This window comes from Micromonospora cremea, from assembly GCF_900143515.1.
Lineage (GTDB): Bacteria > Actinomycetota > Actinomycetes > Mycobacteriales > Micromonosporaceae > Micromonospora > Micromonospora cremea.
On record NZ_FSQT01000001.1, the window covers coordinates 2359932 to 2383571 of the forward strand.

Below are 23640 nucleotides of genomic sequence, written 5' to 3' on the forward strand. Positions count from 1 at the left end.
CCGTAGGAGCTGCAAGAGCGAATCACGCAGTGTTACGCGATGGAACCAGGGAGTGTGCGGATGGCCGAAGACATCGGATCGACCGTGCCGCGCCGGCAACTCGGCCGGCTGCTGCGCCAGTTCCGCAACGAGGCCGGGGTGACCCTCGACGCCGCCGCCGAGGCCCTCGAATACAGCCGGCAGAAGACCTGGCGCCTCGAGTGCGGCATGGGCTCAGTCCGGGTGCTCGACGTCAAGGCGATGTGCGAGCTGTACGGGGTGTCGCCGGAGATGACCGAGGCGATGCGCGGGCTGGCTGCGGACACGAAGTCGAAGGGCTGGTGGCACGCGTACGGCGACGCGGTGCCCAACTGGTTCGAGCTGTACGTAGGCCTGGAATCCGCCGCCGCCCACCTCCGCGAGTATGAGGAAACGCTGATCCCCGGCCTGCTACAGACACGGGAGTATGCGCTTGGCCTCGCTCGACTGGACCAACCGTCTGATAGTGAAGAGGATCGCGAGCGTTCCGTGGAGGTGCGGCTGCAACGACAGGGGTTGCTGACTCGCCGGCTGCCGCAGCCGCCCCGGTTGGATGCCGTGATCTCAGAGGCGGTGCTGCGTCGGGTTGTCAGCAGCCGGGGCGTCATGATCGAGCAGCTCACTCGCCTCTTGGAGGCCGGAGAAATGTCGAACCTGTCCGTGCGGGTGCTGCCCTTCGGCGCCGGGGCGCACTGCGGCGCGGTCGCGGGCTCGTTCGTGATCCTCGACTTCCCGGCCACCAACGGCGGGCGGACGCCCCCGGAGCCCTCGTTGGCGTACAGCGAATCACTGACCGGCGCGCTCTACCTCGACAAGCCTGACGAACTGGCTGCCTACCGGGGGGTGTGGCGCGGTCTGGAGCGCCTCGCGCTCGATGAGGCACAATCGACAGACATGATCAAGACCACGATCGCGGAGATGCGACATGACTGACCTGACCGGCACCGTCTGGCGTAAGAGCACCCGCAGCGGCGGCAACGGCGGCAACTGCGTCGAGGTCGCCACGAACCTTCTCCGCATCGTGGCCGTTCGAGACTCCAAGGACCGGCCGGGCCCCGTCCTCACCTTCCGGCCGCACGCCTGGAGTGAGTTCATCAAGGCCGTCGATCGCAACGCGTTCCGCTGAGTCCCGTCCCCCCACCACCGGCGACATCGAGAACACCGCATTGGACCTGGTGTGGCCGCTCGTCGACGGTGTGCTCGTTGCGCCGGACGCTGTAGCGGCGGCACTACAGCGTGCTGCGTTGGTGCCGTGCCCGCCGCCACAGTTCGGCGCGGATGGCGGGCCATCGCTCCTGAAGCGCCTGTTGGGCGTACCAGAGCGTGTCCAGTGGCTTCGACCGGTCGTTGGGGTCGATGACCGTCGCGGCGAAGGCTTGACCAGCGCGCATGCGGTAGTACCGTCGCCAGCGTTCAGGCGACATTCCCGGGCTGTTGTTGACTTCTTCGCTCAGTCGGATATTCATGGCGTGAGACTCCTGCCCCAGGTCCTTGCTGGCGGGCCAGTCGTGCGTCAACGTGTCGAGCACCGCGTTGACCAGTGGCTCGCCACGCAGGTCCTGCTCGTCGGCGAGCAGGTCGAGCACCCAGCGCAGTGCGGCGCGGTGTGTCGGCTCGTCGGCCATGAGGAGCATGGCCGCCAGGTCCGTGTCTGTTGCGGCGAAGCTGCCCGGTGGGCGTGGGTCGTCCGGGATCGGCTTGCGCAGCACGACTGTCGGGTGCGGCTGGTCCAACCAGGCGGCGTCCAGCCGGACCCCGGTGCGCCGCTCCACCAGGGCCAGCTGCGCCGGGTAGTCCAGGTCTGGATCGTCGGTGAGCCCGCGCAGCGCGGCGCGATCTTCGTCGAGGGCCTCGGGCTGCTCGCCGCCCGGCCGGTCGTCATCGAGATGCTGCAACTGGGTCATCAACCGGCCGAAGGCGGCGTAGCACAGGAAACTGCGTCCGTTGCCGGAACCCCACCACGAGCTGTGCACGACGGCGCCGTCGGACAGCCACCGCAGCACCTCCTCGCGGATGCCCTCGGCGTCCATCACCTCCGCCATGACCACGGCCGGACCGACCTGGTTGAGGTGCACCACCGATGTCGGGGCATCGGGGTCCCATCCGGTCCGGTGCTCGATCTCCGCTGGGTCCCCACCGAGCCGGCGCACCACCTCGGCCACCGTGACCGGCTTGGTCAACGGCTGGATGACTGTCCAGCACGGCACCTCATCGATCAGTTCGGGCTTCACTTCGAGCAGCCGCTGATACCACGCCACATCATCGTCGGCCATCGAGCTGAGCCTCTCCATCCATCGTCAACCAGCACTCAACGACGACCACCGGCTTACGAACACCCCCCTCAGGCAACCGCTGAATCGGCAGCCTTGGCGGCCCGCTCGATCTGCGCGCGCCTGGCTTCCCAGAAGGCCGCGTCGCGCTGGGCGTTGGTGTCCCAGGCTGCTGTCCCTGTCAATCCGTCGAGCTGTTCGCGCAGGATGTCGGCGTGTCCGGCGTGCCGGCTCGTCTCGGTGAGCACGTGGACCAGGATGGTGAACAGCGTGATCTGTGGGCGCGGCCACCAGGGCACGTAGCCGGGTGCATCGATGGCCAGGGCGGTGATCGTCGCGTCTGAGTGTTTCCACACGCGACGGTAACGGTCGATGATCTCCTCGCGCGTCTCGTGCTCTGTCGCCCACATGTCGCTGTCACCCGCCTCGGCGTCGTCCCAGCGGGCCAGGGGTTCGGGGAACGGCCGACCGAAGACCTCGCCGAAGTATCTGGCCTCGGAGGCCGACAGGTGCTTGACCAGGCCGAGAAGGTTCGTGCCAGTCGCGGTCAGGGGGCGGCGGATGTCGTACTCGCCGAGCCCGTCGAGCTTCCAGAGGATCGCCTCGCGAACCTCCCGCAGATCGCGGTGCAGGGACGTCTTCGCGAAGTCATCGATCATGGGGCATGAGCCTGCCACGTGCTCCCGGCGACCTCAACCCGCGACGCCACAAGGGGCCGACGCGTCAGAACCTCCTCGCCCTCGAAATGAGGTGCTTGATGATCCTGAAGCCTGCCAGGCTGCGCTGCATGGACGTTCGTCTTGAGCCTTGGTCGGAATCCGCGCTCGACCTTCTGCGCCGGATCAACACTCGGCAGATGCGTCGACATGTCGGCGGTCCCGAGCCGGAGGATCAGCTGCTCGCCCGGCACCGCCGATACCTTGCCATGCCGGCAACTGGCTGCGGCTGCATGTTCGCCGTACTGCTTGGCGACGAGATGGTCGGCAGCATCGCCTACCACCAGCGTGACTGGCAGGGCGAGCAGATCTACGAGACGGGCTGGAACGTCCTACCGCCCTACCAGGGCCGAGGCATTGCCATCGCAGCCGGTACCGCCCTGATCACCATCGTCCGCGAGGTTGCCCGCCATCCCGACGCGCCCCACAGCCTGCACGCGTTCCCCTCAGTCGAGAACGCCCCCTCCAACGCACTCTGCCACCGCCTTGGCTTCACTCTCCTCGGCCGCTGCAATTTCGAGTACCCGCCGGGCAGTGCTCCCTGATGCGCAGCAATGACTGGCGCATCGACCTCGCCAACTCCGGCCGGCCTGCCGTCACGGCGCGGCACGACCGCCTGTGATCAACGAGAGCGGGATGAGCCTGGCGCGGTAGCCTGCCGATCATGGCGGACTGGAGGATTCGGCCGGCTTCGGTGGCGGACGTCGAGGCGGTGGCTGAGTTGCGGGCCGTGGTACTGCGGGCGGATCTGGAGCGGCTCGGGCGGTACGACGAGCAGCGGGTACGGCAGCGACTGCGGGACGGGTTCGCGCCAGCGCACACCTGGGTGATCGAGGTGGGCCGCGCGTTCGCCGGCTGCGTGTCGCTGCGGCCGGTCGAGGACGCCTCCTGGCTGGAGCACTTTTACCTGGCCCCGCACCTGCAGGGCAGCGGCATCGGTGCGGCTGTGCTGCGCGGGCTGCTGGAGCAGTGCGACCGCGATGGCACCCTGGTCCGGCTGAACGTGCTGCAGGGCAGTCCGGCCCGGCGGCTGTACGAGCGGCACGGATTCACGCTCGACACCGAGGATCCAGTGGACGTGTTCATGGTGCGCGAGGCGGCCTTGGCCGTGCGTGACAAATGATCATCTGGCGGGTTCGCGGTGCCGGAGGATCAGGGATGCCATGACGAGTCCGGCGTGGCAGCCTGCCCCAAATCCCGTCTGCCTGCCAGCGGGCGAACCTCATAGATGGCCTGCCATGGTCCGTACCGTTCGGGGAGATCACGAATCCATTCGCTTTCACGCCGCGTCCGTCAACTCACCTCGACCCGTCAGAAGATCAATTAGCAGACCGGCCCCAGCCCGAGTCAGATCCGCGTCATCCCACCCACTTCCGTCGCCATGCCGGCCCGGCCGCGCCGTCGCACTGACCGCAACGCCGACCGGCGTTTCTTGATCGCGGCGGCCGGCCCGACGGCACCGCCGGGTCGGTCGGTGGATAGGGAAACGCCCGATTCCCCGCCCGGGGATACGGCATAGCGTCGATGCGTCGGGCCGGCTGTCGGCTGCGCCAGGCCAAGGCGGCACAGCGGTAGGCAGGTGACGAATGGGATAGCGGCGGTCTGAAACAGCGGCCATGAATGAACACTTGTTGCAGCAGCGGCATGATCGGAGAAGTCACGAATGAACAGGGTGAGGCTCCTCGCGTTGGCCTGTCTGTCGGCCATGACGCTCACCGCCTGCGGAGGCGGCACCGCCAGCACCACCGGCTCGCCGTCGGCCGGCCCGAGTGCCGAGGCGAGCGCCGCACCGGCCGCGTCCGCCACCACCGGTGCGGGCTCCGGGTCGGGTGGGGTCACGGCGAGCGCCCTCTGTGACTACCTGCGGGATGAGCTGCCCGCGCTGCGCAAGGCACCCGGCGAGATCGAGGTGATGGCGCGGCTCGCCACGGGGCTCAGCGGGTGGTACGACCAGCGGGGCGGGGTGCCCGACGGCACCGAGATCGACACGCTCACCAAGGAGCAGTGCGCGGACGTCCGCACCGAGGTGCTCGAGCTGGCCGGGGTGCAGAGCTTCCTACAGTTGTAGTGATGTGGGCGGGCGGCTTGCCGCCGCCCGCCCACATCAGCCGTCAGAGCTGGCCGAGCACCGCGAACGGGTCGGTGCCGGGGCCGCTGTCGATGGCGACTATCCGGCGCCGAAGCGTGAATGTCCCGCCCGGGGCGAGGGTCACCTGGCGCTGGCTCATCACCCAGTTGTACGCGGCGTACGCGACGAAGCCGGCGTCCTCGTAGAGCAGGCCGTAGGTCTGCCGGTCGGAGCCGGTCATGCCGATCCACGGCGCGGCGGGCGGGTAGTCGGCCGGGGTGCTGCTGGTGATGGTGCCGTGCCCGGGGATCCCGCTGCGCTGGCCGGCGCCGTCGTGGTCGAGCGCGTCGCCGGTCCAGAACGTGCGCGGCACCGTGCCGAGGTTGGTGAAGACGCTCTCCGCCAGCACCCACGGTTCGTTCGGCCGGATGGTGTACGTGGTGACGACCTGGAGGTCGGCGACCGCCGTGCTGACGCCGGTGGCGCGGACGGACGCCAGCGGGCCGGTCGCGGAGAGCACCTCGACGGCGCTGGAGCGAACGGTCCGCTGCTGCCACGCATTGGTGCCACGGGGCTGCGTCGCCGAGGCGTACGGCAGGTTGATCCAGTCGAGCTGGTCGAGGCGTCCGACCGCGGCCAGGTCCAGGGGCTTGCCGACGGTGACCCCGGCCAGTTGCGGGTCGTCGGTGCCGGCCGAGACGGCCAGGGCCACCAGGTCGTTGCCGAGGACCAGGTCGGACGTCGTCGCCTCGGCCTGTGGCCCGGGGATGACGCGGTCGGCGCCGGCTCTGGTCGCCGCCCGGGTCAGCCGTAGGTCGAGCTTCGTCGGCGTGCCCTGAGCGACCGTCACCTGACGGCTCACCGGCTCGTAGCCGACACCGTTCACGGCGACGGTGTAACTGCCCGGCGGCGCGAAGGCGAGGACCTCGCCCGACGGGTCGGTCGTGCTCGCCACCAGTCGGCTGCCGTCCGCCCGGACCACGGTCACCTGCACGTTCGGCAGGGCGGCGCCGGTGGCCGCGTCGGTGACCCGACCGACGATGCCGTCCCCGGCGTCGATCCGGTACGCCCCTGGTTCGCCATCGCGCACCTCGAACGCCGCGATCGTGTACGCCGGTGAGAGGGCGTCCCGCGCGTCCAGCACGATGCGCAGGTCGGCACGCCAGCGCCGCTCGGTGACGTCGCAGATCACGTAGCCGCGGTAGCTGCCGTTGTAGAACCTGACGTGCGGGTTGGCGGCGAGTCCGGCCCGGACATCGGCATCCCAGCCCGCGCCGGAGGAGATCGACGTGCCGACGAACTCGGTGGCGATCGTCTTCGCGGCGGGGTCGGTGAAGTCGGTCTTGAGGTCGTTCACCCAGTGGGTGTGCCAGTCTCCACCGAGGACGACGGGGTTCGACACCCGGTGCGTGGCGATGAAGTCGAGGATGCGGGAGCGGGCCGGCGGGTACCCGTCCCACTGGTCGAGGTTGACGATCCGCCCCGGCCCCAGGTCGTAGTCGAAGGCGGCCATGATGGTCTGCTGCGCGATGACGTTCCAGCGGGCCTTCGACCGGCGCAGCCCGTCGAGCAGCCAGCGCTCCTGCTCGGGGCCGGTCATCGTGCGGGTCGGGTCGAAGACCTCGCCGGTTGGTTCCTTGCGCCCGTCGCCGAGCGCCTGGTCACTGCGGTACTGCCGGGTGTCGAGAACGCTGAACTGGGCCAGCCGGCCGAAGTCGACCCGCCGGTACATGAGCATGTCCGGCCCAGTGGGACGCTGCTCGGGCCGGAGCGGCAGGTGCTCGTAGTAGGCCTGGTAGCCGTTGGCGCGCCGCTCCAGGAAGGGCCGGCCGTCGCCCGTCCCGGACGGCACCGCACCGGCGTAGTTGTTCTGCACCTCGTGGTCGTCCCAGGTCATGATGAACGGGAACCGGGCGTGCGCGGCACGCAGGTCGGGCGAGGTCTTGTAGAGCGCGTGCAGCCGGCGAAACTCGGTCAGGCTGCCGTTCGTGGTCTCGTAGATGTAGTCGCCCAGGTGCACGACGAAGTCGAGGTCCTGTTCGGCCAGGTCCCGGTAGGCGGGGTAGGGACCGCCCGCCCAGGACTGGCAGGAGACGAACGCGAAACGCATGTGGTCGGCCTTCGCGCCGGGCGGCGGCATGGTCCGGGTACGCCCCGTGCGGCTGGACACCCCGTCGGCGGAGAAGCGGTACCAGTACCAGCAGTCGGGGGCCAGGTCGTCCACGAGCACGTGCACGGTGTGCGCGGCCGTCGGCGTGGCCGTCACCTCGCCGGAGCGGACGACGTGGCGGAACTGTGGGTCGCGGGCCACTTCCCACCGCACCTGGACGGGCTCGGGCGGCATACCGCCGTCCGCCGCGTTGAGCGGGTCTCGGGCCAGGCGTGTCCACAGCACGACGCTGGTGTGGTCCGGCTCGCCGGAGGCGACGCCGAGGGTGAACGGCGCCGGGTCCAGGTCGTCGGCGTACGCCGCGGGGAGCTCGGCGACCAGCTGGCTCACCGCGATCACGCCGGCGGTACCGCCCGCGATGGTCAGGAACCGTCGACGGCTGATGGTGAATGGGTCGGGCACTGCCACACCTGCCTTGATCGAGACGAGATCGTCCCGACAGCCTCGGCAGTCCGTCCGCCCGATTCTTGAAGATCATGTGAAGGGCGGAGGTACGGCGGTGGAAAGCTGTCACTCGGCATCCGGGCACGGCGGGGTCGAAGGACGGACGTTGTCCCTCGACCCCGGAACCGCCTAGACGAGCCCGCCGAGGGACGGGTCGCTGATGCTGTCCTTGCCGTTCTCGACGTGGCCGGCGTAGCGGTACGCGAAGCCGGCGTCATCCGCGACGGTGACGGTCAGGTCGTACCAGCCGTGCGTGCGGGCGAGCGTCCACTGTGCTCGCTCGGACTCCCCCGGGCGCAGCGACACCGTGACCGGACGGGAGTTGTACCCGTCCCGGACGGTCACCTCGACCCGCTTCGAGGCGCGGTTCTTGAGCGTGAGGACCGCCTTGTAGTCCCGCTGGTCGTAGGAGGCGGTGATGTCGAGATTCGACCGGCCGCTTGTGAACCGGCGGAAGAAGCCGTTCGGCCCGTGGACCGCCAGGTCGTGGCCGGACCCGACCTCCCAGGTGTCCGTCAGGTGCTTGCCCGGTTCCACGGTGTAGCTGCGGGGCACGTCCGCGCTGCCGGCCTCGCGTACCTGGAAGACCGCGCCGGCGCTGCCGGCGTTGCGGAAGTCGATCCGGAACGAGCCGTCACCGGCACGACCGTCGGCGTGCAGGGTGTACGGGATCGCCCGCGCGGGCCGCACCCCGCGCTCCTGCTTCGGCAGCCGCTGGTCGACCGGCGGGACCGGCACCTCGTCGGGGTGCCGCACCAGGTCCTCGGGCTTGAAGTCGTCGGTGTCGGGCAGCGTGACCTGGTGCGACCGGTTCGGGTGCCGGAAGTCGAAGGCCGTGGTCAGGTCACCGACGACGGCGCGCCGCCACGGGGTGATGTTCGATTCGATCAGGTCCTTGCGGCCGTGCCCGAACCGCGCCTCGAGGAACTTGATCAGCGAGGTGTGGTCGAACACCTGGGAGTTGACCCAGCCGCCGCGCGTCCACGGCGAGACGATGACCATCGGTACCCGGATGCCGAGGCCGTACGGGCCGGCCGGGTGATCGCCGTCGCCGGGGAAGATCTCGTTGGTGGTCGGTACGGTCGACAACCCGTGGGCACGCGTCTGCGGGGGCGTCGGCGGGACCACGTGGTCGAAGAACCCGCCCTCCTCGTCGTACGTGATGAAGAGCGCCATCTTGCTCCACACCTCGGGGTTCGACGCGAGGATGTCGATGACCTGCGAGATGTACCAGGCGCCGTAGGCCGGCTCCCAGTTCGGGTGCTCGGTGTAGGCCTCCGGCGCGGTGATCCACGAGACCTCCGGCAGGCGGCCAGCCTCGACGTCGGCCCGGAAGTCGGCGAGCAACGCGTCGGGGCTGCGGCCCTGGGTCCTGATCTCGGTGCCGGTCTTGGCCTTGTCCGCCAGGGGCGTTCCGGGCTGCGCGTTCTGGTACTGGTGGAAGTAGAGCAGCGAGTTGTCGCCGTAGTTGCCGATGTACGGGTCGTTGGTCCAGCCCCAGGAGCCGGCGGCGTTGAGACCGGCGCCGATGTCCTGGTAGATCTTCCAGGAGATGCCGTTGCGCTCCAGCCGCTCCGGGTAGGTCGACCAGTCGTAGCCCGCCTCGGCGTTGGTGATGACCGGTCCCCCGGCCTTGCCGTCGTTGCCGACCCAGCCGCTCCACATGTGGTAGCGGTTGGGGTCCGTCGGCCCCATCAGCGAGCAGTGGTAGTTGTCGCAGACCGTGAAGGCGTCGGCGAGCGCGAAGTGGTAGGGCAGGTCCTGGCGCGTGTGGTAGGTCATCGCGGTGACGCCCTTGTTGGGCACCCACTGGTCGAACCGACCGTCGTTCCAGGCCGCGTGCCCGTCGTTCCAGCCGTGCGGCGGGTCCGGTAGGAAGGTCTGGCCGAGGTCTTTCACCTCGGGGCGGAACGGCAGCAGCTCGTCGGCCCCGTCGGCCTGGTGCCACACGTCCTTACCGGACGGCAGCGTCGCCGGATGCGGGTCCCCGAAACCGCGCACACCCTGCAGCGTGCCGAAGTAGTGGTCGAAGGAGCGGTTCTCCTGCATCAGGATGATGACGTGCTCGACGTCGTTGATCGAGCCCGTCTTGTTGTTCGCCGGGATGGCGAGCGCCTTGCTGAGGTCCAGCGGAAGCGCCGCGCCGATCGCCGGGACGCCCATCGCCTTGAGAAATGTACGCCGATCCACCATGCCCATAGCTCACCCTTTGTGCGGTGTTCCGAGTAACTGGCGACCGGACGCTACCGACGACGGGTTGACGGCAGATGACCATGATTGGTTGATCTTGCGACCTCTCGACGACGGGCGTCGGGCCCAACGGTCCGCCGAGGGTCAGCGGGACCCTGGCCGCAGCAATGAACATCATGTTCACCGGGAGCGGCGTGAGAGGGGCGTTACAGCTGATCTGCCGGCACACCGGGAGCACCCCGACGTAGCGTGAGATCGTGCCGACGAAAGACATACTCACCAAGGCCGACCTCGCCGAACTTCGCCGCTCGGCGCTCGGGATGGCCAACCCGCTCGGTGTCGCCGCCGAGATCGCCGAGGCGGTGGAGCAGGACCGGCTGGATGATCCGGACGACGCCGGGGACGTGCTGACCCTGGCCGCCGAGATCGCCGAGATCCGGGGAAGATCAGATGCCGCGCTCCGGTACGCGGAACGTGCCCTGGCGGCGTACCCGTCGGGGGACGACCCCCGGGCCGGGTTCGCCCGAGCGTTGCGGGCCCGGACCCTGTTCCAGGCCGCCGGCCGGGAGGACGAGGCGATGGCGGAGCTGACCGCGCTTCGCCCGCTCCTGCTCGTTCAGCCCGACGCCCCCGCGTACGTGAGCGCGGCGCTGGACTCCGGTGGTCGTTCGGCGATCGCGGAGAGGTGGTTGAGCGAGGCGGTCGACACCCTGCTCGGCGAGCGCGCCGCCGCCGCCGGAGCACCGGCGCAGGCCATCACCGCCGTCGAGCCCGCGGTCGAGGTCGGCCCGCCGGAATCGCCCGGTGTCCTCTTCTTCCTGCTGCAACAGCGACACCGGGTACGCCGGGACCTCAACCTGCCGCACGACCGCCACGACGATCTGGCGGACCGGCTGGAGTCGCAGCTCGTCCGTCGGGCGGCGCAGCGGGAGGGTGACCAGTCGGACCTGCTCTTCTGGCCCAGGGCCGAGTTCGACCGCCTACTGGCCGAACACCCCGACCTGACCGAGGTGTACGGGCCGGACTGGGACGCGCACCGGGCCCGGCTGGAGAAGGCGCTGGTCCGGCTGGCGAACGCCGGCGGGACCGGTCTGGGCGTACTCACCGCGACGGTGGCCGGCCTGGACGCCCATGCCAACCGACGCAACGGCGATCCGACCGACCCGCAGACCCGGGCCGGCTACGCCGGCGAGCTCGCGGCCCGACCCGAGGCGCGAATTCCCTGGCCACCGGAGCGCAACGACCCCTGTTGGTGCGGGTCGGGCCTGAAGTACAAGAAGGACTGCCTGCCACGCTCCCGTAGCTGATCGCGGCAGCTATCGACCTGTGGCGTGCCGCTGGTAGTGGCGGGCGACGCGGGCACGGTTGCCGCACGAGGGCTTGCACCATTCCTGACGCGGGTGGTCCTTGACGAAGTAGCGTACGCAGCGTGGCGCGGGGCAGGCCCGCAACAGGCCGCGGGCCGGACCGGCGATGAACTCGATGGCGGCACGTGCCAGCCCCGCGGTGATCGCCAGCCGCGTGTCAGCCGCTTCGCCGCGCCAGGCGAGGGACGGCGTGTCCTCCTCCGCCCAGCTCAGCAACGGCCGGACCGGCAACGCCCCGGCGGCCTGGTTGAGCCGGGCGACCGCCTCCTGTGGAGGCAGCAGCGAGGCGGAGTCGGCGCGGCTCGGCGGGCCCGGGCGGACCGCCACCGCGAAGAGGGTACGCGCGGCGCGGCGCACCGCCACCACGTCGCGCCGGGTCCGCTCGTCGACCACGCCGCCACGAATCTCGAACCCGCCCACGTACTCCCGCAGTGGCTCGGCCTGCTCATTGAGCCAGGCAGTCAAGCCGGCGAGGTCGGCGAGGTCATCGGCGACGCCGCCGTTGCCGTCGTGTCGAATCGTGCTGACCAGGGCGAGCGCGAGCTGGGCTGACATCGGTCCCCTCCTGTTCTGGCTTGTGTGGCCGGCGCCGCCCAGTGTAGCTTCCCTAATGCCTTTTCCGTCGGTAACCATTAGGGGTCGTCGTGTTGGTCATCGCGCACGTCAGTGACACTCACATCGACCATCACCCCCGATCGGCCGAACGGACCGCACGGGTGATGGACCACCTGCACGCCCTGCCACGACCGGTCGACGCGATCCTGATCACCGGGGACATCGCCGACCATGGCGAGGTGGCCGAATACGAGACCGCCGCGAGGCTCTTCGACTCCCCGCTTCCGGTCATGATCTGTCCCGGCAACCACGATGTGCGCGACGCGTACCGCAAGGGTCTGCTCGGCGACGGCGGTGGCTGCACCGGCCCGATCAACACCCGGTACGACGTGGCCGGCGCGGTCTTCCTCCTCGCCGACTCCTCCGTGCCCGGCCAGGACGACGGCCACCTGGACGAGGAGACCGTGACGTGGCTCGCCGACGAACTGGGCTCGGTGCCGGCCGAGACGCCGACGTTCATCGCCTTCCATCACCCGCCGGTCGTGCTGCGCCACCCGGTCATCGACCCGATGCGGCTACTGCCCGCCGACCCCCTGGCCGACCTGGTCAACGCCCACCCGCAGGTCGTCGCCGTGCTCACCGGGCATTTCCACACCGCCGCCGCGAGCACCTTCGCCGGCCGCCCGGTGCGGATCGCGCCGGGCGTGGTCTCCACCCTTCGGATGCCCTGGGAGGGCGAGGGACCGTTGACCACCCAGACCCAGCCGCCCGGCATCGCATTCCACGTGTACGACGACAGTGGACTGCTCACGACCCACTACCGGGTGGTGGTATGAGCACGCACGGGGTCGCGGTGCTCGGCTTCCTGGCCGCCGTCGCGCCGATCACCACCACGCCGGGAACGAGCATGACGCTGGTCGTCTCACGGGTGGCTACCGGCGGGCGGCGGCAGGGGTGGTGGGTGATCCTGGGTACGGTCACCGGGATCTACGTGCATGCCACCCTGGCCGCCGCCGGCCTGGCCGCGCTGTTGCTTCGCTCGTCGCAGGTGTTCTGGGTCGTCAAGCTGGTCGGTGCCGCCTACCTGATCGGGCTCGGGCTCTGGCTTCTCTGGTCCGCGACCTACCGCCGCACGGCGACCAGTTCAGGGGCGTCGGACGTGGCCGCGGCGGAGGCGACGCCGACGGCCGCGGCGGGCCGGCCGGCTCCGGTCCGCGCCCGGAGGCTGCCGTGGCGCGTGCACCATCCCTACCTTCAGGGACTGCTGGGCAATGTCCTGAATCCCAAGGCGGCCGCCGTCTACCTCACCCTCGCACCGCAGTTCCTCGAACCGGGCCGACCGGTGCTGGTGCCGATGTTGCTTCTCGCCACGACGCACGCCGCGCTGCACACCTGCTGGCTCGCGGGATGGACCGCCGTCTCCGGTGCCGCCGCCCGGCTGCTCCGCACGGCCAGCATTCGACGCATGCTCGATCGGCTGACCGGCGTGATCCTGCTCGGCCTCGGTGTGCGGTCCGTGGTGACCTGAGCCGAGTGCCCGCCGACTGAGCACCGGCGTCGCGCCGGCCACGACTGTTGCCGACCGGACGGGCGCTATCGGAGGATCTCGGCCAGCTCGGACAGGTCGGCGATCTCGTACGCGACCGGGACATCGCGCGGCGCGGTCTGCCCCCGGTGGTTGACCCACACGGACCGGATGCCCGCCGCGTGCGCCCCACCCACGTCGGCGGTGAGCGAGTCACCGACGTGCAGCACCTCGTGCGCCTCCAGCTCAAGCGCGGCGAGCGCCCGGCGGAACATGGCCCGGTCCGGCTTGTACGCGCGGGCGGCCTCGCTGGTCACGACCGCCGTGAAGGCCAGGCCGTGATGCGCCACCGCTGCCTCCAGATCGTCGCCGTCGACATCGGACACCAGGCAGATCGGCACGGTGACGCGGGACAGGAACTCGCGGGTGCCGGGCCGCAGCGGTGGCGATCGCCAGTACCTGAACTGCGCCGCGCACAGATGCGCCGGGTCACCGACGCAGCCGACCTCGGCCATCACCGAGGCGAGGCTGGACATCGCGCTGTCCCGCAACGAGCGGAACCGCGGCCCGGAGGCGACAGCCTCGAACTCCGCTCCCCAGGCCGTGACGACATCGCGGCCGGAGACCGGCACCGATGCGCGAGCGGCCACCTGGTCGGCGATCTCGGCCATCATGGCGTCGTCGTCCTCGACCACCGTGCCGTAGAAGTCGAGCAGCAGGCCCTTGAGCACCGTCGCACCCTACCCGTCGCCGCTGACCGCCGAAGCGCTCGCGGACCGGGGGCTGACACGCCCGGCCGGTACCGATAGCGTCCATCCCTGGACGATCACGGTCCGCCCGCCATCGCCGGAGGAGACGCCGATGTTCGAGGAGTTCATGGGCATCCCCGCTCATCCTCTCGTGCTGCACGCCGCGGTCGTGTTCGTGCCGCTACTGGCCCTCCTGGCGGTCGCCTACGCGCTCGTCGCGCCGGTGCGGCCGCACACCCGCTGGGTGCTGGGGCTGCTCGCCCTGGGCGCACCGCTCGCCGCGCTGCTGGCGAAGCTCTCCGGTGACGCCTTCTTCGAGCGCATGCGGGCCGCGAACCGGGTCACCCCAGAGTTCGTCCCAACGATCGAGGCCCACCAGCAGTTCGGCGACATCACGCTCTGGGCCACCATCGGGCTGGCGATCGTGGCACTGGCACTGCTCTGGTTCGTCCCGCCCCGTGCAGCCGAGGCGAGCGCGACCGGAGGCGGCGGAACCAGCCGGGCGCTGACCCTGTCGTTGCAGGTGTTGTCGCTGGTGGCCGCGGGCGTCGCCCTGTACTACGTGGTCCGCACCGGCGACTCCGGCGCGAAGGCGGTCTGGACCGGTCAGTGACCGGACCAGGCGGTGCAGGGTCAGCGTCGGCTGGCCCGGTCGACGCCCTGGTGCACCCGCGCGGTGCGCTCGATCAGCTCGCGCAGCGCGCTCTCGTCGACGGTGTCGAGCCGCTTCAGGTAGAGGCATCCCTTTCCGGCGCGGTGTGGGCCGAGCCGTTCGAGGATCCGGCCGTACCGATCCTCGAACCCGCCCATCAGGTAGACGACGAGGTGCTGTTTGCGCGGTGAGAAACTCACCAGTGGGGCGTCGCCCGTACGCCCGCTGTCGTAGGTGTAGTGGTAGCTGCCGAAGCCGACGATGCTCGGACCCCACAGCACCGCCGGCTCGCCGGTCACCTCGCCCATGATCGCGCGGAGCCGCCCAGCGTCGGCCCGCCGACGCTCATCGGGAACCGCGGCCAGGAAATCGTCGACGCTGACCTCGGTCGGGACCGTAACCGGCTCTTTCGGAGTCGCCATGACGGGATGCTCTCACGCCAGTACGACGAGGAGGCGCCACGCCGGTCCCGCCCTGATCAGGCCAGATCCGCACGCGCTCGCCAGGAGAGGGCGACGAGCCAACCCGAGATGAGCACCGCTCCGACGGCGAAGCGGATGCTCACGCTCTCCTCGCTCCAGGGCAGGGCGGTGAGCACGAACGCGACGGCACCGCTGGCGGCGCTGTAGATCGCCCAGCCCCGCCGCCCCTGCCCGGCGAACCGCCGGGCGAACAGCAGACCGGCCGCTATCAGCGACAGGAACGCCGCGGCGCCGCAGACCGTGTGCAGGATGCTGCCCGTGCTGGCCTGCGCGGGAAGCCCCGCCGGGGCACCCGACGGCCAGCCGAACGCGGGGTCGGGCACGAAGATGCCGCCACCGACCATCGCCACCCCGTAGACGGCGACCAGCACCGGCCCGACCGTGCCGGCCCGGCCCGGGCGCAGCGCCCGCCACAGGCCGACCGCGAAGGCGACGGCCAGCAGGCCGGTGCCCACGAACGCGACGACCTGCAACCAGCCGAGGTCACCGAGGGTGAGTGAGCTCAGCGCGTGGCGGCGCAGGTCGAACCCGGATCTGGTGAAGGCCTGCCCGAACGACAGGGCCGGAAAGAGAACACCGGCGACCGTGCCGCACAGCAGCAGGTACCGGGTTCGGTGCGGTCGGATTGACGTTGCCCCCTCGGGGACGGTGGTCAGGGACGTCATGGGCGTGCCTCTCGTGTCGGCGTCACGTTCTACCGTCACGACGAACGAGGCACGGCGGGATCGACACCAGCGGCCGGTCGGGGATGCTGGTGCGGCCCGGCGGAGGGCCGGGCCGCACCAGCTCCGGTGACGATCAGCCGGCGTTGTACGCCCGGATGATGGTCTGGTCGATACCACTACCGCCGTTCGCGGCAGCCGTCACCCGCAGCGAGACGGGCTTCCCGGCGGCGGCGGTCGGCAGTTCGGCCCGGTAGCTGTCCCCGGCGCTGGTGACCCGGGCCGTCTTCCAGGTGGCACCGTCGTCCGTCGAGGTCCAGACCTGGAACGAGGTCACCCTCTGCGGCTTGACGCCGTGCGCCTGACGAACGGCGAACTCCGCCGTTCCCCCGGTGGCGTGGTTGTTGGTGTCCATCGGCAGGGCGTAGTCGACCGCGAGCAACGGCAACGGCACGCTTGCGGTCCCGTCCGGCCCGGCGGACCGGAACGTCCACGAGGTGTTGACCTTGGTCGAGATCGGCAGGATCAGGCTCGTGTCGACATCGAGGGTCAGCCGGTAGTCCGCCATCTGCTGCGGGACGGTGAAGTCGGCGAGCGGGCGGTCCCGCTCCTCGACCAGCTTGCCGTTGCGGTACAGCGACAGCGTGCGCTTCACGCCGATCGCGCTGCCCTGGAGGCAGTCGGCGCGCTGGTGCTGGTCGACGAGCGACGCCAGGTCGACGTGCAGGTTGCCCCGCGTCCGCGACGGTGGGGTGGCACAGCTCCAATCGGCGCCGGCCGGATCGTCGTACCAGCCGGAGTGCAGGGGCTGCCGCGCCCAGATCTTGGACTGCCGGCTGCCCGGCTGGTAGCTGCGGGGCGCCTCCTGGGCCGACAGGCCACCGTAGACGCCCTCGTCGGCCCAGACAATGCCGGGCGAGAGGTAGTCGGTGCGGTACGGCGGCAGGTTCCCCTCGTGGGTCTGGGTCACGCCCACCCCGTCGGGAGTGAGGCCGGTGCGGACCAACTGGGTGACCATCCCCGGCGAGTCCATCTGGTGGAACCGCTCGTCGATCCGGGCCAGCTTCGCCTGCTCCGCAACGGTCACCCGGTACGCGGGATCGGCCGGCACGCCGTTCGCGTACTCGTGAACCAGGTTGTAGCGGTACGGCTCGGCCGTGCCGGCCGGCGAGTCCAGGTTGACGGCCGCCCAGGTGCGCCGCGATCCGATGCCGGGCTTCGGCAGTGGAGAGGTGCGGACGGTCGTCGCGCCCCCGTACCCGCTGATCTGGTTCCACCAGGACAGGCCGTTCGGCGCGGTCTGGAGACTGGTGAGGTCGACCCGGGTGGGCTCGGTGGCGACTCCGTCGACCGTCGCCGTCACCGGCCTGGCTCGCGCCGGGTCGAGCGTCACGCTCCGCGCGCCGTTCACGTTCAGGTCGGTCTCACCGACGAGCGTCGTCTCCAGCACGTCACTGTCGACGTAGTAGGCGACGGAGGAGCCGAGGATCGCGTACCGGCCGGCCGGTACCCGCGTGGTGAAGGTGTCTCCGGGCGCACCGCCGAGGCCACCGTAGTAGATCACCGGGTCGGTGAGGTTGGTGATCAGGATGTTGATCCAGCTCTCCGCGCCCTCCTTCAGGCCGGCCAGGGGCTTCGTGCGGATCGTCAGGTCGTAGCTGGGCACCTCGACGTAGAAGCTCACCGGAGTGGTCGTGACCAGCTTGCGGCCGGGGGCGCGGGCGGTGACGGTGGCCAGGTAGAAGCCCGGCCGGCTTGCCAGCGCCGCGTGGTTGAACCGGAGCGTCGCTCCTGCGGTTGTGCCCCGCTTCAGCGTCAGCCGGGTCGTCGAGAGCGACACCGCGCCACGCGGTACCGACTGCCCGTCGTGGTTGACCACCGTCAGGTCGAGGTCGAGGATGGTCGTCGCCGAGGTCGGCGCGCCGGTCCAGCTCAGCTTCGTCTCGCTGGTGCCGCCCTGCGGGTACGCGAAGGTGCCGAGGTTGACCACCGGCTGGTTGCTGACCGGGCCGCCCAGCGCCCGGGCCGCGTTGAGCCGACCGGCCCCGACGGCGTACGGGTCGACGCCGGTCAGCGGGTCGGCGGCACCGACGAGCGCGGCCTTGAGCTGCTCACCGGTCCAGTCCGGGTGCCGCTGGGCGAGCAGCGCGGCGGCACCGGCCACGTGTGGCGCGGCCATCGAGGTGCCGGTCGAGCCCTCGTAGTACTGGTCGATCGGGTCCTGCAGGTTGGTGCCGGCGGCCCGGGCGGCGACGATGTCGACACCGGGCGCGACCAGTTCGGGCTTGGCCACGTTGCTGGTGACCAGTGGTCCACGGCTGGAGAAGTCGGCGAGCTTGTCGTTGCGGTCGACGGCGCCGACGGTCAGTGCGCTGGCTGCGGAGCCGGGCGAGGAGATAGCGCCGCCGCTGTTGCCGGCGGAGATGACGAAGAGCGCTCCGGTCTGCTTGCTCAGCCCGTCGACGGCGAGTGAGAGCGGGTTGGTGCCGTCGTCCGGATCGCTGCCGCCGAGGCTCATGTTGATGACATCGGCCCGGCTGGCAGCCCACTCCATGCCGGCGATGATTCCGGAGTCCGCACCGGAGCCGTGGTCGTCGAGGACCTTCCCGATCACCAGCTGGGCGTCCGGCGCAACGCCGCGACGCTGGCCGCGAGCGGCAGCGCCGGTGCCGGCGATGGTCGACGCGACGTGCGTACCGTGGCCGTTGTGGTCGACGGCGTCGCCACCCTCGGCGGTGAAGTCGGCCCGTTCGACGACCCGGCCGACCAGGTCAGGGTGGGTGAAGTCGGCGCCGGTGTCGAGCACCGCGACGCGGACCCCCTTGCCGGTGTACCCGGCCTTCCAGGCGTCGGGCGCGGCGATCTGGCCCAGGTTGCGGTCCAGGTCACCATGCTGGGCGCCGCCGGTCAGCGCGGTGGCGCGGACCTTGCGGTCGAGCCAGACCTTCCTGGCACCGGCGAGCAGCGAGTTCGTCGCCAGCTTGGCGGTGGCCGGGCTCTTCTTGGGTACGTGGCCGGCGACGGCGCCGATGCTGGGCAGCGTGAGCACGTCACTGAGCGCGGCCACCCGGGCGGAGGCGGTGGCGGGCTGCACGATGACCGGCAGCTGCGAGGTGTTCTCGTCGTCGTAGCCGTCCGCGATCAGCGTGGTGACGTCGAAGAGGTCGGGGTCGAGGATCGAGCCGATCTGGGACGCGACGCGCGCGGGGACGACATGCAGGTGGCCGTCCGGACCGCAGGTCTGTCGGATCACCGCGTTCGGGTCTGCCGGTTGCACCGTGGCCTGCGGGCATCCCGTTCCGGTGCTTCGTACGGTCACCACGTCGCCGGTCAGCAGGGTGACGGTGTGCGTCTTGTCGTCGAGCGAGCCGCCGGGGGCGGCCGTCAGGGTGGCACCGCTGGGGCCGGCCGTGGCGGAACCGCCCGGCACGGCGGTCAGTGCCGTGGCCGTGACGGCGACGGCCAGCAGCCACCGCGTTTTCCTGAGCATCTTGCTCCTTGTTTGGTGTGGACGGACGCGCCCGTGGCGCGGCCTGACCGCAAGATCATATGTGTGTATGCGCGGTTTTCGCGGTCTCCGGCGGCGCTTTCACCGCAGGCGGAGAGGCTCACATCCCTACTCGCAGGGATCGACGTAACGTCGGCCCGGACCTAGCATGTGCAGAATGGATCTTCCGGATCCACCTCGGCCGACCCCCGGCGACCAGCCCGACCGAAGGGAAACGCGCATGCGTCGAACCCCCTTGGCACTACTCGGCGTCGGTGTGTCCGGCGCACTGCTGTTGAGCGCAGCACCGGCGGCGGCGGCGGCTCCGCCCGCGGCGCCCGCACCGACCGGCATCGTGGTCAGCGACGGCATGACCCAACCGGTGTTCTCACTCGCCGACGCGATCGAGGAGCGGGTCTTCGTCCAGACCCCGGTGGACACCGACCACGACGGTCACCTCGACCGGGTGGCGATCGACATCTCCCGGCCCCGGGAGACCGCCACCCAGGGCTTCAAGGTGCCGGTCATCTTCGAGCACAGCCCGTACCGCAAGGGCACCTGGGGCGACGTGCCCTACCCGAGCGTGCTGGTCGACGACCTGCCGCAGAACGGCTTGACCGACCGCTCCGGGCGCCGGGCGCTCGACGCGGAAGCGCAGCGGGCGCAGGCGAAGGCGAATCTGCCCGGCTCGCTGGACGACTACTACGTGCCGCGGGGGTACGCGGTGGTGCTCGGTCAGAGCGTCGGCACCGGCGACTCGGACGGCTGCCCGACCAGCGGCGACCAGGCCGAGACGCTCGGCACCAAGGCGGTCATCGACTGGCTGAACGGCCGGGCGAAGGGGTACGACGCGAACGGCGCCCCGGTCACCGCCGGCTGGACCACCGGCGCGGTCGGTATGACCGGCGTCTCCTACAACGGGACGCTGCCCAACCAGGTGGCCACCACCGGCGTCCGGGGCCTCAAGACCATCGTGCCGGTCTCCGCGATCAGCAGCTGGTACGACTACTACCGGGCCAACGGCCTGGTCGTCGCCCCCGGGACGTTCCAGGGCGAGGACACCGACATCCTGGCCCAGTACACGGCCGGGCAGGCACGGGCCGAGGGGCCCTGCGCCGACGAGATCGCGAAGATCACCGAGGAGCAGGACCGGGTCACCGGCGACTACTCGAAGTTCTGGCAGGACCGCGACTACCTCGACGCCCGGGACGTGGAGGCGAGCGTCTTCGTCGTGCACGGCCTCAACGACTGGAACGTGAAGACCGAGCACTTCGCCGGCTGGTGGGACGAGCTCGCCAAGCGCGACGTACCGCGCAAGATCTGGCTGCACCAGGGCGGGCACGGTGGCCCGGGCAGCAGCGCGTCGGTGACCCTGCCGGACGGTCGGACGTGGACGTACAAGCAGACCGAGAACCGCTGGTTCGACTTCTGGCTGTGGAACGTGCGCAACGGAATCATGGACGAGCCGACCGCGGTGCTGCAGCGGGAGGACCGGGCCTACACCACGTACGCCAACTGGCCGGACCCGGCCGCCCGTACGGTCGGGCTGAGGTTCGCCGCCACCGACGCGACCTCCCCGGGGGCGCTCACCACGGGTAAGCCGCCGAAGGCCCGGGTCCAGCAGGGCTTCGTCGACGAGGGCCGAACCATCCACCCGGACACCCTGGTGGCCAATCCGGACACCGCCAGCCCGAACCGACTCGCCTACCGCTCCCCCGTGCTGACCCAGAACGTCCGCATCTCCGGGCGCCCGGAAATGCGGCTGCGGATGGCGATCGACAACAAGCCGGACGCGAACCTCACCGCGTACCTGGTCGACTACGGTCCGGCCGGCTCGACCGCCGCGCCGACCGTGGTGACCCGGGGCTGGATGGACCCGCAGAACCGCAAGGGCCCGGCCCGCACCGAGCCGGTGAAGCAGGGCAAGCTGTACGACTACCGGTGGACCCTGGAGCCGAAGGACTACATCTTCCCGACGGGCCACCGGATCGGCGTGGTCGTCTTCTCCAGCGATCAGGAGTACACCCTGCTGCCGCTGGGTGGCACCGAGCTGCGGGTCGCGCCGAACGACAGCGAACTGCGGCTGCCGGTGGTCGGGGGTCGCGCCGTACTCGGGTTCTGAGCCACTGTTCCCACGCGGGTGGGGCGGTCCGACGTTTCGGGCCGCCCCACCCGCGCGTTCCGGCCGCCCCTGGCCCCTCCCCTTCCGTCCGGGGTTTGGCGGGCGGGGGCGCGGGAAGACCTCGCCGATCGGGCCGGGCGGCCCGCCGACACCTGCCGCCCGGCAGTGCTGGCGACGCCGGCGTTACCCGAGGAGGAGCGAGGATGACACGCAAGACGATCACCCCGGCGCGCAGGTCGGCCGGGCCGGCCAAGGCCACCGAGGCGAAGACGATGCCGCCGAGCCGGAAGGTCGCGGCGAAGAAGGTCGCCACCGCCACGAAGCGGGCCACCGGCGCGAGCGCGGCCAAGGCGGCCGGCGAGAAGCCCAAGACCACCACGCCCCGCGTCGCGCAAAAGAAGGACACCTCCGCCACCACGGCGACGCCCACCCGCAGGCCGACGGCGAAGGCGGCCACCGCCAAGAACGCTCCGCCGAAGAAGGCGCCCGCGACGAGGGCCGCGTACAAGAAGGCGCCCGCGAAGAAGGCCGCGTCGGCCCGGGCCCGCACCACGTCCGCCACCAAGGCGCCGGCCAAGAAGGCGACCACCATGGAGTCGTTCGGCAACCGGCGTACGCCCCGGAAGACCTGACCGCCGCTCAGACGCGTCGGTCCCGGTCGGTCAGGCGGGCGGATCGGGGCAGCAGACGGTGAGCGCGCCGGGCACCGAGCGCACCTTGAGCTTCCCGACCGCGGTACGCGCGCCACCGTCGAGCTCGTACATCCGCGGCGCCGCGAAGCGGACACGCACCCGGCGGCCCCGGGTGATCCGGACAAAGGGCGAGTCCGTCGAGCGGCCGGCGGCCATCCGGCCGAGGGTGCGGGCCCAGTCGATCGCCCCGCTCGCGGTTGACACGCCCACCTCCAGGCAGCCGTCGTCCGGGCGGGCGTCGTCGAAGGCCGGGATGCCGCCGGTGATCGTGCCGACATTGCCGAAGAGCACGCAGCTCGCCTCGCCGTCGAACCAGGTGACCCCGTCCACCCGGATCCGCGTGTGCACCAGCTCGCCCCGAACGTGCCGCAGCCCCGTCCAGACGTACGCCAGCCGGCCGAGCCGGCTCTTGAGGTCCCGGTCCGCCTCGCGGATCAGGTCGCCGTCGAACCCGGCGCCGGCCATCACCGCGAAGTGCTCGCCGTTGAGTCGGCCAAGGTCCAGCCGGCGCCGCCGGCCGTGCAGACCAATTCGCACCGCCTCCGCCAGGTCCTCCGGGATGCCGAGGTTGGCGGCGAAGAGGTTCGCGGTGCCGGCGGGCAGGATGGCCATCGGGGTCCCCGAGCTGGCCAGCGTGTCCGCGCAGCGCTGCACCATGCCGTCCCCACCCCACACGAACACCAATCCAGCGCCCTTCTTCAGCGCCTTGCGGATCTTCTTCGGCGCCTTGCGGCTCTTCGGCACCTCGTACCAGAGCAGGTCATCGACGCCGGCACCGGCGAGGGTCGCCCGCAATTCGTCGAGCCCGCCACCGAGGCTCTTGCGGCGGTGGGCGACCACCGCGACCGTGCCCGGCCGGGCGGCGGCCACGGGCGTGGCGGGGGCTGCGGCGCTCATGCTCATGGCCGCCGGTGTTACCCAGCCGGCCGATTCGCTACGCCTCGGCACCGCACCGCACGGTGTCGACCGGTCGTAGCATGTCGGCGCGGGCCATACGCGGATGGACTTTGATTTCCGGTTCGCCCGGATGCGTGCCGCACCCCGCCGTCGCTGGCCGCCGCCTGGCCGAAGGTCTGCGCTGAGCCGGTCACGGGCGGCACCCGCACCAGGGAGCTTCATACCTCAGAGTCATATTGATGCCTCAGAGGTATCAAGCTCCATGCCACCGAAGATGCGGTATCACGCACGGGGCTGACCGCACTTTCCCCGCGCCCGCGCGCGCAGTCGGCGTTCCCCGCCGCGCAACTTCCGGGAAAGTGTGGCCTCGCCGCGTCGGGAGGCGGCGGTTTCCCGGAAAGTGCGCGGATCTGGGGCTGGTCGGTCTGGGACGTAAAGGACTTGGTGTCCGATTCGCGAGCGACGCGGCTGGGCGCGGTGTCCGATACCGGGGCAGCCGTCCCGTGGGCGGGGCCACCCTGAGCGTGGAATCGGGGGCGGGCCGGGGTCGTTATACCCGGCAGACCACCGCGGC

Annotated in this window: 21 protein-coding genes; 11 read left to right on the forward strand and 10 right to left on the reverse strand. The window is 70.7% G+C overall.

All coding sequences use genetic code 11. The features are described 5' to 3' along the window. Positions 1–60 precede the first annotated feature (60 nt). Both BUS84_RS10855 and BUS84_RS10860 read left to right on the forward strand, forming a co-directional pair. Positions 61–951 carry a helix-turn-helix domain-containing protein gene (locus tag BUS84_RS10855; protein WP_074311031.1) on the forward strand — a complete coding sequence of 297 codons (891 nt, stop codon included), beginning with the start codon at positions 61–63 and terminating at the stop codon, positions 949–951. Beyond that, positions 944–1144 (forward strand): DUF397 domain-containing protein, encoded by a 201-nt coding sequence (locus tag BUS84_RS10860; protein WP_074311033.1) that lies wholly within the window; start codon positions 944–946, stop codon positions 1142–1144. Before BUS84_RS10855 ends, BUS84_RS10860 begins: the two co-directional genes overlap by 8 nt. Before the next feature lie 103 nt (positions 1145–1247). Here BUS84_RS10860 and BUS84_RS10865 read toward each other — a convergent pair whose 3' ends face one another. Next, positions 1248–2291: a DUF6461 domain-containing protein gene (locus BUS84_RS10865; RefSeq protein WP_143728320.1), complete on the reverse strand. Its 1044-nt coding sequence runs from the start codon at positions 2289–2291 to the stop codon at positions 1248–1250. A 68-nt stretch (positions 2292–2359) separates the two neighbouring features. Further along, entirely contained in the window at positions 2360–2947 is a 588-nt protein-coding gene (locus BUS84_RS10870; protein WP_074311037.1) for a DinB family protein, read from the reverse strand. 98 nt (positions 2948–3045) lie between these two features. Between BUS84_RS10870 and BUS84_RS10875 the strand changes: the two genes are divergently transcribed. From BUS84_RS10875 to BUS84_RS10885, 3 genes are all read left to right on the forward strand, one after another. Then, positions 3046–3549, forward strand: coding sequence for a GNAT family N-acetyltransferase (locus BUS84_RS10875; RefSeq protein WP_244298468.1), 504 nt, complete (start codon positions 3046–3048; stop codon positions 3547–3549). A gap of 119 nt (positions 3550–3668) precedes the next feature. After that, positions 3669–4127, forward strand: a complete 459-nt coding sequence (locus BUS84_RS10880; RefSeq protein WP_074311039.1) for a GNAT family N-acetyltransferase — start codon at positions 3669–3671, stop codon at positions 4125–4127. Between the two features lie 540 nt (positions 4128–4667). Further along, positions 4668–5072 (forward strand): hypothetical protein, encoded by a 405-nt coding sequence (locus BUS84_RS10885; RefSeq protein ID WP_143728321.1) that lies wholly within the window; start codon positions 4668–4670, stop codon positions 5070–5072. 43 nt (positions 5073–5115) lie between these two features. Here BUS84_RS10885 and BUS84_RS10890 read toward each other — a convergent pair whose 3' ends face one another. Together BUS84_RS10890 and BUS84_RS10895 are read right to left on the reverse strand one after the other, a co-directional pair. After that, entirely contained in the window at positions 5116–7644 is a 2529-nt protein-coding gene (locus BUS84_RS10890) for an alkaline phosphatase D family protein (protein ID WP_074311043.1), read from the reverse strand. A 171-nt stretch (positions 7645–7815) separates the two neighbouring features. Then, complete coding sequence (locus BUS84_RS10895) at positions 7816–9885, reverse strand: phosphocholine-specific phospholipase C (RefSeq protein WP_074311045.1); 2070 nt, start codon at positions 9883–9885, stop codon at positions 7816–7818. Positions 9886–10133: 248 nt separating this feature from the next. Here BUS84_RS10895 and BUS84_RS10900 point away from each other — a divergent pair, with 248 nt between their 5' ends. Next, positions 10134–11183, forward strand: coding sequence for an SEC-C domain-containing protein (locus tag BUS84_RS10900; protein WP_074311047.1), 1050 nt, complete (start codon positions 10134–10136; stop codon positions 11181–11183). 9 nt (positions 11184–11192) lie between these two features. Here BUS84_RS10900 and BUS84_RS10905 read toward each other — a convergent pair whose 3' ends face one another. Further along, entirely contained in the window at positions 11193–11798 is a 606-nt protein-coding gene (locus BUS84_RS10905) for a CGNR zinc finger domain-containing protein (RefSeq protein WP_074311049.1), read from the reverse strand. 89 nt (positions 11799–11887) lie between these two features. Between BUS84_RS10905 and BUS84_RS10910 the strand changes: the two genes are divergently transcribed. Both BUS84_RS10910 and BUS84_RS10915 read left to right on the forward strand, forming a co-directional pair. After that, on the forward strand, positions 11888–12634 hold the full coding sequence (locus BUS84_RS10910) for a metallophosphoesterase (RefSeq protein WP_074311051.1): 747 nt from the start codon (positions 11888–11890) through the stop codon (positions 12632–12634). Next, positions 12631–13326, forward strand: coding sequence for a LysE family translocator (locus BUS84_RS10915; protein ID WP_074311053.1), 696 nt, complete (start codon positions 12631–12633; stop codon positions 13324–13326). The genes BUS84_RS10910 and BUS84_RS10915 overlap by 4 nt, the downstream gene beginning before the upstream one ends. A 65-nt stretch (positions 13327–13391) precedes the next feature. Here the strand turns inward: BUS84_RS10915 and BUS84_RS10920 are convergent, their stop codons facing one another. Then, positions 13392–14054, reverse strand: a complete 663-nt coding sequence (locus BUS84_RS10920; protein WP_074311055.1) for an HAD family hydrolase — start codon at positions 14052–14054, stop codon at positions 13392–13394. A 130-nt stretch (positions 14055–14184) separates the two neighbouring features. Between BUS84_RS10920 and BUS84_RS10925 the strand changes: the two genes are divergently transcribed. After that, the gene (locus tag BUS84_RS10925) at positions 14185–14685 is read left to right on the forward strand and encodes a DUF2231 domain-containing protein (RefSeq protein ID WP_074311057.1); all 501 of its coding nucleotides are present in this window, start codon (positions 14185–14187) and stop codon (positions 14683–14685) included. 20 nt (positions 14686–14705) lie between these two features. On the opposite strand, the gene BUS84_RS10930 is transcribed toward BUS84_RS10925, so the two are convergent. From BUS84_RS10930 to BUS84_RS10940, 3 genes are all read right to left on the reverse strand, one after another. Continuing rightward, a complete protein-coding gene (locus BUS84_RS10930; RefSeq protein ID WP_074311059.1) occupies positions 14706–15146 on the reverse strand; it encodes a DUF1801 domain-containing protein in 441 nt (146 codons plus the stop codon). A gap of 56 nt (positions 15147–15202) precedes the next feature. Further along, positions 15203–15871: a DUF998 domain-containing protein gene (locus BUS84_RS10935; protein WP_074311061.1), complete on the reverse strand. Its 669-nt coding sequence runs from the start codon at positions 15869–15871 to the stop codon at positions 15203–15205. A gap of 133 nt (positions 15872–16004) precedes the next feature. Further along, positions 16005–19358 carry a S8 family serine peptidase gene (locus BUS84_RS10940; RefSeq protein ID WP_143728322.1) on the reverse strand — a complete coding sequence of 1118 codons (3354 nt, stop codon included), beginning with the start codon at positions 19356–19358 and terminating at the stop codon, positions 16005–16007. A 238-nt stretch (positions 19359–19596) separates the two neighbouring features. Between BUS84_RS10940 and BUS84_RS10945 the strand changes: the two genes are divergently transcribed. Both BUS84_RS10945 and BUS84_RS10950 read left to right on the forward strand, forming a co-directional pair. Next, on the forward strand, positions 19597–21477 hold the full coding sequence (locus BUS84_RS10945; RefSeq protein WP_074311063.1) for a Xaa-Pro dipeptidyl-peptidase: 1881 nt from the start codon (positions 19597–19599) through the stop codon (positions 21475–21477). A 203-nt stretch (positions 21478–21680) separates the two neighbouring features. Further along, entirely contained in the window at positions 21681–22109 is a 429-nt protein-coding gene (locus BUS84_RS10950) for a hypothetical protein (RefSeq protein ID WP_074311065.1), read from the forward strand. 30 nt (positions 22110–22139) lie between these two features. Here BUS84_RS10950 and BUS84_RS10955 read toward each other — a convergent pair whose 3' ends face one another. Further along, positions 22140–23072: a diacylglycerol/lipid kinase family protein gene (locus BUS84_RS10955; protein WP_074311067.1), complete on the reverse strand. Its 933-nt coding sequence runs from the start codon at positions 23070–23072 to the stop codon at positions 22140–22142. Positions 23073–23640: the final 568 nt, after the last annotated feature.